Below are 8713 nucleotides of genomic sequence, written 5' to 3' on the forward strand. Positions count from 1 at the left end.
CCAATGCCGAGTGCTACCAACGAGAACAGCGGCCGGAATACGTTAGGTGCGATGTGCTGGGTAAACAGTCGATGCCATGGATGACCGAGCGCGCGCGCCGCTTCGACATACCCGGATTGCTTGACTTGTAGCGCCTGCGCCCGCACCAACCGTGCATAGCCCGGCGCGGTGCCAATGCCGACCGAAATCAATAGGCTGCTGGCGGAAGGCCCAAGTAACGCGACAAACAGCAGCGCCAGCAGCAAAGTGGGAAACGCCAGCAGGATTTCCAACAGCCGGTTAACCGGTTGCGCCAGCCAGCGCGGGCCTAATGCCGCACTGAAGCCCAACACCATCGCGCCAAACAGTGCAATGGTCATAGCACCGATGCCAATCAGCAGCGACTGCCGCGTGCCCCAAATAATGCGGCTGTATAAGTCGCGGCCAATGTCATCGGTGCCGAGCCAGTTGGCCCACGTAGGGGCTTGCAGCGCGTGATACAGATCGGTGGTAAACGGATCGTGGGTCGCCAGCACGCCGGGCGTGATGGCCGCGACAATAAAGAACAGTGCCACAAGGCCCGACAACAGCACCGAAAGCGGCAGGTGCCACGCCAGCCGGTTTACCTGCGGCGCAGCGTAATCAGAAAATTGAGTGCTCATAAACGGCCTCGCAGACGCGGATCGACGATCAGGTAAATCAGGTCAACCGCCAGGTTAATTACGATGTAGAGGAAACTGATGAGGATCACGATGCCCGACACCAGCGCAAAATCCTTGTTACTCACCGCGTTGACCAGCACGTTGCCGAGTCCGGGACGCGCAAACACCGCTTCCACCAGCACCGCACCAGACAGCAAATTGCCAATCGCCCAACCGCTGAGCGTGATGGCCGGAATCAGCGCGTGGCGTAACACGTGGCGCAGCCGCACGCCCGCCAAACTCATGCCGCGCGCCCGTGCCGACAGCACAAACGGCTGCTGCATGCTGCGCTCAAATTCACCGCGAATCGCATGTCCAATAAATCCGGCCAGCGGAATCGCCAGCGTGATGGCAGGCAGCACGGTGCCCAGCCAGCTGGTGCCGCCGACCACCGGAAACCAGCGCAGACCAATGGCAAAAACAATCAGCAGCAAAATGCCAATCCAGTACTGCGGCAATCCGGCCATCACCGTTTCTACTGCGGAACCCAACGCCGCCAGACGCCGGTTGCGTCCAGCCGTTAACAACGTCCAGGGAATAGCGATAATCCACGCCAGCAGCAGCGCGGCAATCGCCAGGGTAAAGGTTGGCAGCAACTGCTCGGCGATGATGTGCACCACCGGTCGCTGCAACTCAAACGAGAAACCGAAGTCAGCGTGCAGCAGCTGCCAGAAGTAGTGCAGATACTGCTCGGCGATTGGCTTATCAAAACCATATTGCGCGTTGATCGGCGCCAGTTCTGCCGGCGTGCGTTCGATCACCTGACCGGAGGTGATATTCAGCAGAATGGTGGCGCGATCGCCGGGCAACACCGACAACACTAAAAAGGTGACGGTGATGGTGCCCCACAACACAAACAGTGCGGCGGCAATGCGCACGATGAGGGTGCGCAGCAGCGTGGTACGTTGATCGTGCGGCGCGGCAACCGGTTCGACGCGGGCGTCGCGTTTCTGCGACGTGGAAGTGATGTCACTCATGGCTTCTCCTGCACGAAATAGGCATCGTTAAAGTTCAGCAATCCGTTGCCCTGATCCTGCCAAAGCCCACGAATGTTGTTAGCGATGGCCACGTTGTAGGTGAAGTTGTAGCCGCCGATGGCAATCGCCTGATCGTCAAACCACTTTTGCAGCACGTCGAACTTCTGCTGACGCAGTTGCACATCCGGCTCGCGCTGAGCATCAAGGATTTGCGCTTCAACTTCGGGATTATTGAAAAAGCTGGTGTTGTTGCCATTGAACGCGCCGTTTAGCGCATGGTTGTAGACGATGTCGAGGATGTTGGGCGACGGCCACACCCAGTAACCAAAGCTGATTTCTTTGTCTGCCGGACGCGAGCGCGCACCGGCAAAGCCTTCGGTTTGCGTCAGCGGTATCAAATCGAGTTTAATGCCCACGCGTTTGACCTGATCCTGCACCGCCTGCAACATCAGCGCGCCTTCCTGGTCGATGATTGCCGAGATAAACGGCAAGCGTGCATTCAGTGTTTTGCCGTCTTTGCTGCGATAACCGGCAGCATCGCGTCCGGTCCAACCCGCCTGATCCAGCAGTTGATTGGCTTTGGCGATATTCAGTGAGTAACGGTCGTCAACATTGAGATACAGCGGCGTGCTCTTGCTCAGCGAGCCGTTGCCCTCATACGGCACCGCACCCTTAAACACCGTTTTGACGATCTGTTGGCGATCCAGCGCGTAAGCAAATGCCTGCCGCACCCGCTGATCGGTAAAAGGACCTCGCTGCACGTTAAACGAGAACGCCTGCGGTCGCCCGGTGGCAACGTACGACAAGGTTTGATAATGGCTTTGCAGCGCTTGCCACTGTGCGGATGGCGGCTGATAAATCACATCCGCGCCGCCACTCACCAGCGCGCCCCACCGCGTGGTGGCGTCTGGCACGAACTTCCACTCCAGATGTTTGATGTACGCCGGGCCATTGTGGTGCGCGTTTGGCGGTGCCCAGCGATAATCGTCATTGCGCACAAAGCTGATACCATCGCCTCTGATCCAACGCGCCACTTTCCACGGTCCGGTGCCTACCGGCCGTAAACACTTTTGCTCGCTGCTGTTATGCGCCAGCGAATCCGGAGACTGGAAACCGTAATGCCCATTGGCCAGCACGTTATAAATTTCCGGATTCGGCTCGGATAAATGCAGAGCCACGGTATAATCATCGAGTTTGCTAAATCCACTCATATACGTAAAACCGTGCCAGCCAATTCCTTTTTGCCACGCCGGATAATTGGCAATGACCGCATCGGCATTAAATTTATCGCCATCAGTAAATTTAACGTCGCGACGTAAATGGAAAGTAATGGTTTTACGATCGGCGGATTCACTCCAGCTGGTCGCCAGCCAAGGACGAATTTGCCCATTATCGTAACTGACCAAATAATCAAATACCTGACGCGATAAATACGCTTGCTGCACCCAACCGCCCCACAAGCACGGCGGCTCCTGCTCATGTAAATACACCAGCGTGCCATCGCTGGAAGTGGCTGATGGCGTCTGCGCGTTGGCGCTCATCGGCAACGCACAACTTAACGTCGCCCATATCGGTATTAATAACCGCTGAAGAGGCTGATATCTCATTTCGCTACATTTCCCGGCAAAAGACTAATAACAGATTTCGCGTGGATCTATTCCGCTTGAAATTATATTTTCTGGAAATTAATAGATGACTTTTGGAATAGGGTTTGAATAGAGCACAGTTCTAAAGCGCGGCAAATAACAATAGTGGCAGTCAATATGCAGAAAGAAATTATGAGTTCCATATAGTGAAATAATCGGCGATTAGTTATTGGCCGAAATAGCTTACGCAGAAAAAGCATTAATTCGCGCCCGCTGACGATGACATAGTATTGAGCAATTACTGTGCAGGAGAGCAGCGCTATGTCGCAAATCGAATCAGGTTGGGGAGCTGGCCCGTCATCCCGTTATGAACAGTTGGCGGAGCGGTTCCGTCCAGTATTCAGGAAAATACGCGCGGGCGCGATTGAACGTGAGTTACGGCGTCAGTTACCGCTGGAACAGATTGAATGGTTGAAGCAGAGCGGCTTCACCGCGTTGCGCGTGCCGGAGAACGCGGGCGGTCTGGGCGCGACGCTGCCTGAGCTGTTTGCGCTGCTGATTGAACTCGGCGAGGCGGATTCCAATCTAGTGCAATCGATTCGCGGACATTTAGGCTTCGTGGAAAACGTCTTGAACAGCGGTAGCAGCCCTTTCCGTGATAAGTGGCTGACGCGCCTTGGACGCGGCGAAATCGTTGGACCTGCGTGGAGCGAAACCGGCGATGCACGCCAGTCCGAATTCTCCACGCGCCTTGAGCGTCAGGGCGACCATTGGCGACTTAACGGTCGCAAGTTTTACACCACCGGTTCGCTCTATTCCAATTGGATCGACATTGGCATCACGGACGAAAATGGCAAAGGCATCTCCGTGACGGTGGCACGCAGCGCGGCGGGCGTGACGGTATTGGATGACTGGAATGGCTTCGGCCAAACCCTTACCGCGAGTGGCACCGCCATTTTCGACAACGTTGCCATCGCCGCCGATGACCGCAATGAAGAAGTGCATTTCCGCTATTCACCGGCGTTCTATCAGTTGATTCACCTGGCGACGCTGGCCGGCATTGGCCGCGCACAAAGCGGTGAAGTGGCGCAACAGGTCGCATCACGCACGCGCACCTACAGCAACGGCAACGCACCGCGAGCCGCGCAGGATGCGCAAATTTTGCAGGTGGTTGGACGTTTGCGCGGCGCGGCTTACAGCAGCGGTGCGGTTGTGCTACACGCTGCCAACGCAGTACAGCGTGCATATGATGCCCATTTTAGTGGCGATAAAGCGTTAGAAGATGATGCGGTGGCGATCGCCGAGCTGGAAGTATCGCAAGCGCTGAATGTGGTGAGCGACCTATTACTCAATGCCAGTACGACGCTGTTTGATGCGCTGGGCGCGTCGGCCACCCTGAAACCACTGGCGCTGGACCGCTTCTGGCGCAATGTTCGCACCCTTTCTTCACACAATCCGCGTATTTATAAAGATCGCATTGTCGGTGATTTCGCGGTGAATGGCACATTGCCGCCAGAACAGTGGCGCATTGGTGTGGCAGATAAATCCTCTGTGTAAACGATATGGATGGCCGCACTATCCCGTAGCGGCGCAATTTATTGCGTCGTGTTGATCTTTGAAAAACAACTGAACGCGATAAATCGCGCCGCTAAGGATTGTGCGTGATATTGACGCCATGAGACACTCTGGCTTATTTCGTCAAAATGTCTTTATCACGCCATGAAAACCATCCTAATCATTGTGCCCAACGGCGGCATGCTGTTCGAAGCCGCAGGCATCGCCGATATCCTGATGCGTGCCAATCTGCACTTGCCGGTTGGCGTCGATCAACAACGCTATCGCGTTAGCCTCGCCACCACTCAATCGCATCAGGTAATCCACGGCCAATCTGGCCTCAATCTGTTAGCCGATTTTAAGCTGGCGGAACTTGATCCGCGCGCTGCGTGGGACACCATCATGATTACCGGACGCGGCGACAGCGTGGAAGAAGGCAACATGGTGATCGATTTCATCAAGCTGGCCGCTCCGCAAGCGCGACGCGTGGTGTCAGTATGCGGCGCAGCAATGTTGCTGGCTGAGGCCGGTTTGCTGGATGGACGCCGCGCCACCACGCATTGGCGGCTGCTCGAAAACCTGCAATCAAGTTATCCGCGCATCCGCGTCGAAGGTGGCCCGCTGTATATTCAGGACGGCGAAATCTGGACCTCCGGCGGCGTCAGCTCCGGTTTTGACCTGACGTTGGCGCTGGTTGAAGAAGACTTCGGTTTTAGCGTGGCGCGCGATATTGCGCAGGATATGGTGATGTATTTGCGTCGTCCTGGCGGTCAGATGCAGTTCAGCCGTTTCCAACTGCAAGCCGCGAGTGATGCTGGGCCAATCGCTGAATTGCAATGCTGGATCCGGGAACATCTCGCCGACGATTTAGCCGTAGAAAAACTGGCCGACCGCGTGGCGATGAGCCCGCGAAATTTCACCCGCGTGTTCACGCGCGAAACCGGCGTGCCACCTGCGCGCTATGTGGCGGAAGCACGTTTAGCCGCCGCGCGTGAACGTCTTGAGCAGAGCCACGACACGCTGGAACGCATCGCGCAAGTGACCGGTTTTGGCAGCAGTATTAATTTACGCCGCAGCTTTGAGCGCCAGCTGCATCTCACGCCAGGCGAATATCGCCAACGCTTTCACTGCAAAAAATTGGCGTAAAGTGATCCTTTTTTGGCGTTTACGCCAATCCATCATCGGCTTAGAGTGACTTCAACCTCTTCGGATAAGGAGTCAACCATGACTAAGATCGGCATTAACGGCTTTGGCCGTATCGGACGTAACGTGTTCCGCGCAGCGCTCGGTAGCGACGATATTGAAATCGTTGCCATCAACGACCTCACCGACAGCAAAACCCTCGCCCATTTACTCAAACACGATTCCCTGCTCGGCAGGTTACCGGCGGAAGTCGAAGCCGGGGAAGGCGAATTGCGTATTGATGGCAAAGCGGTACGCGTGTTTAGCGAGCGCGATCCGGCCAATATTCGCTGGGCCGATGTCGGCGTCGATATCGTGATTGAAGCCACCGGCTTCTTTACCGAACGCGACAAAGCGGCAGTGCATATCACCTCTGGCGGCGCGAAACGCGTGATCATCTCCGCGCCGGGTAAAAATGATGACCTGACGATTGTGCTGGGCGTTAACGATCAACGTTACGATCCGCAGCAGCACTTTGTGGTGAGTAATGGCAGTTGTACCACCAATGGATTAGCCCCGGCAGCGGCGGTATTGCATCAGGCTTTTGGTATTGAACACGGATTGATGAACACCACCCATGCCTATACCAACAGCCAGGTGCTGCACGATCAGCCGGAGAAAGATCTGCGCGGTGCGCGAGCAGCGGCACTGTCGATTGTGCCTTACTCAAGTGGCGCGGCGAAGGCGCTGGGCCGGGTGATTCCAGAGCTTGATGGGCGTTTGACCGGCTATTCGCTGCGCGTACCGGTTCCGGTGGTATCGATTGTGGATTTAACCGTGACGCTGAAACGTGACGTGACCGCCGAAGAGGTGAATGACGCGTTCAAAGCAGCGGCAACGGAAGGTCCACTCAAAGGGATTTTGGGGTACAGCGATGAACCGCTGGTTTCCAGCGATTATCAGGGCGATGCGCGTTCATCAATTATTGATGGGCTTTCGACGCTGGTGATTGGCGGCAATCTGGTCAAAATCCTCGCGTGGTATGACAACGAATGGGGCTTCTCAAATCGTCTGGTCGATCTCGCGCGCCTGATGGAGAAACGCGGTTTGTAAAAATATCGGTGCGCATTGCTGCGCACCGCACTCTTTATTTCAGCCCCATCGCATCCTTCAGCGTGAAGAACAGATCGGTCTGATCGGTCAATCCCACCACATTCGCCGCATGCGGGCCGTACGCTGCGATACGCACCTGCGTGCCGGTGTGGCCTTGCGAATCATCTTCTGAATTGCCGTAACTGATGGTCATCACCGCACCATCTTTGGTGTTCACCGCCTGAGTTAAACCGGGCGCTTTGGTGCCATTCTCAATGATCTGGCTGCTGTGGGCGTGGTCAGCAGTGACGACCACTAAGGTGTCACCATGCTCACGTGCAAACGCCAGCGCTTCCTGCACCGCTTCATCCAGATCGACCGTTTCACCAATCTGGCCGCACGGATTAGCCGCGTGATCCTGCTTATCAATCGACGCGCCTTCTACCTGCAAGAAGAAACCTTTGTCATTGCTGCTCAGCAGATTGATGGCCTTTTTGGTCATCTGCGCCAACGTAGGCACCGAAGCCGGGCGATCTTTATTCACTTCGCAAGTTACAACTGGCTTATCAATATTGCCGTGATAACTGGCTTTCGGCCCCAGCCAGCGCACCGGCATATTGCCGTCGGCAAACAGACCGAGCACCGGTTTGCTCTGATCGGCGACCTGAATCGCATTCATGCCATCGAGGTTATCAACCCATTGATAACCGAGCGCTTGCGCCTGCTCGCGCAAGGTTTTGCCCTGGTATTCACCGGCTTTGGCGGTTTCACCAAAGGATTTCGCGCCGCCGCCCAAGGTGACGTCCGCACGGGTTTTTAGCAGCTGTTCACTGATCGAGCCTTTACCGCCCTGCTCTAGCGCATTGCCGGGACACAATTCGCTGGTTTTTTCTGGGCCATAACATTTACGTGAAGTGACGTGCGCGACTAATGCCGCTGGCGTGGCATCTTGCAACTCGGCGGTGGAGACGTTACCGGTGGCTTTGCCTGCCGCTTTCGCCAGTTCGAGAATAGTCGGTTGATCTTTGCCGTTCACATCCACACCAATCGCACCATTATAGGATTTGGTGCCAGTGGCCCACGCGGTTGCCGACGCGGCAGAATCCGTCACGTAATTGGGTTTGTGGGTTTTCTTATCCAGCGAATAGTGGGTGTATTGACCGGTCAACGGCAGCGCATCAAGGCCGGGGAAGAATCCGCCTGCGCCACGCGCCTGATTACGCGCTGCGGTGATTTCTGAATCACCCATGCCATCACCAATCAGCAGAATCACGTTCTTGGCAGTGGTGTTGATTAATGAAGCTTTTAAGGCTTCGGTTTGATCACCGGTCAAACGGCGTGCGCCGCCATGTTCAGTGATATCGCCAGTAGCGGCGCGTGAATATTGTGCATCTTCCGCACCTGCTGATGTCGCGATCAGAGAAGCCAGGAGCGTAACCGTAAATAGAGGTATGTGTTTCATTTATAAGCATCCTTATCCATAGATATAACCAAATGTTTCCGTGGACAAGTCTGCGACAGTGCGGTGACGTTTTTGTGACAAACGGTGAATAATTTGATAACAGAGTAACCATCGTGAGCAGGCGAAAGGCAATGCGCTCAGAGCTTAAGCGAATAGATCAAAAGGAGAAAATAGCACTTGACCCTTTTCAGCGATCTCCCTATAGTAGCGCCCCGTTGACCCAGCGCGGTTAGCAAAAAA

General features: G+C 55.5%; 7 protein-coding genes. 3 read left to right on the forward strand and 4 right to left on the reverse strand.

Annotation, left to right across the window (positions count from 1 at the left end; translation table 11 throughout):
- The 3 genes from ABDW13_RS22830 to ABDW13_RS22840 form a co-directional block, all read right to left on the reverse strand.
- Window positions 1–641: ABC transporter permease (locus ABDW13_RS22830; protein ID WP_343554796.1), on the reverse strand; the 641-nt coding region annotated here is incomplete at its 3' end.
- Window positions 638–1657 carry an ABC transporter permease gene (locus tag ABDW13_RS22835; protein WP_343554797.1) on the reverse strand — a complete coding sequence of 340 codons (1020 nt, stop codon included), beginning with the start codon at window positions 1655–1657 and terminating at the stop codon, window positions 638–640. The genes ABDW13_RS22830 and ABDW13_RS22835, both read right to left, overlap by 4 nt.
- Window positions 1654–3264, reverse strand: a complete 1611-nt coding sequence (locus ABDW13_RS22840; RefSeq protein WP_343554798.1) for an ABC transporter substrate-binding protein — start codon at window positions 3262–3264, stop codon at window positions 1654–1656. Before ABDW13_RS22840 ends, ABDW13_RS22835 begins: the two co-directional genes overlap by 4 nt.
- Window positions 3265–3564: 300 nt before the next feature.
- On the opposite strand from ABDW13_RS22840, the gene ABDW13_RS22845 reads away from it, so the two are divergent.
- From ABDW13_RS22845 to gap, 3 genes are all read left to right on the forward strand, one after another.
- Window positions 3565–4800 (forward strand): acyl-CoA dehydrogenase family protein, encoded by a 1236-nt coding sequence (locus ABDW13_RS22845; protein ID WP_343554799.1) that lies wholly within the window; start codon window positions 3565–3567, stop codon window positions 4798–4800.
- A 162-nt stretch (window positions 4801–4962) separates the two neighbouring features.
- Window positions 4963–5943, forward strand: a complete 981-nt coding sequence (locus ABDW13_RS22850) for a helix-turn-helix domain-containing protein (protein ID WP_343554800.1) — start codon at window positions 4963–4965, stop codon at window positions 5941–5943.
- A 78-nt stretch (window positions 5944–6021) separates the two neighbouring features.
- Window positions 6022–7032 carry a type I glyceraldehyde-3-phosphate dehydrogenase gene (gene gap, locus ABDW13_RS22855; RefSeq protein WP_343554801.1) on the forward strand — a complete coding sequence of 337 codons (1011 nt, stop codon included), beginning with the start codon at window positions 6022–6024 and terminating at the stop codon, window positions 7030–7032.
- A gap of 34 nt (window positions 7033–7066) precedes the next feature.
- Here the strand turns inward: gap and phoA are convergent, their stop codons facing one another.
- Window positions 7067–8473, reverse strand: coding sequence for an alkaline phosphatase (gene phoA / locus ABDW13_RS22860; RefSeq protein ID WP_343554802.1), 1407 nt, complete (start codon window positions 8471–8473; stop codon window positions 7067–7069).
- Between the last annotated feature and the right edge of the window lie 240 nt (window positions 8474–8713).

The sequence above is a fragment of the Pantoea sp. genome (genome assembly GCF_039594315.1).
Classification (GTDB): domain Bacteria; phylum Pseudomonadota; class Gammaproteobacteria; order Enterobacterales; family Enterobacteriaceae; genus Pantoea.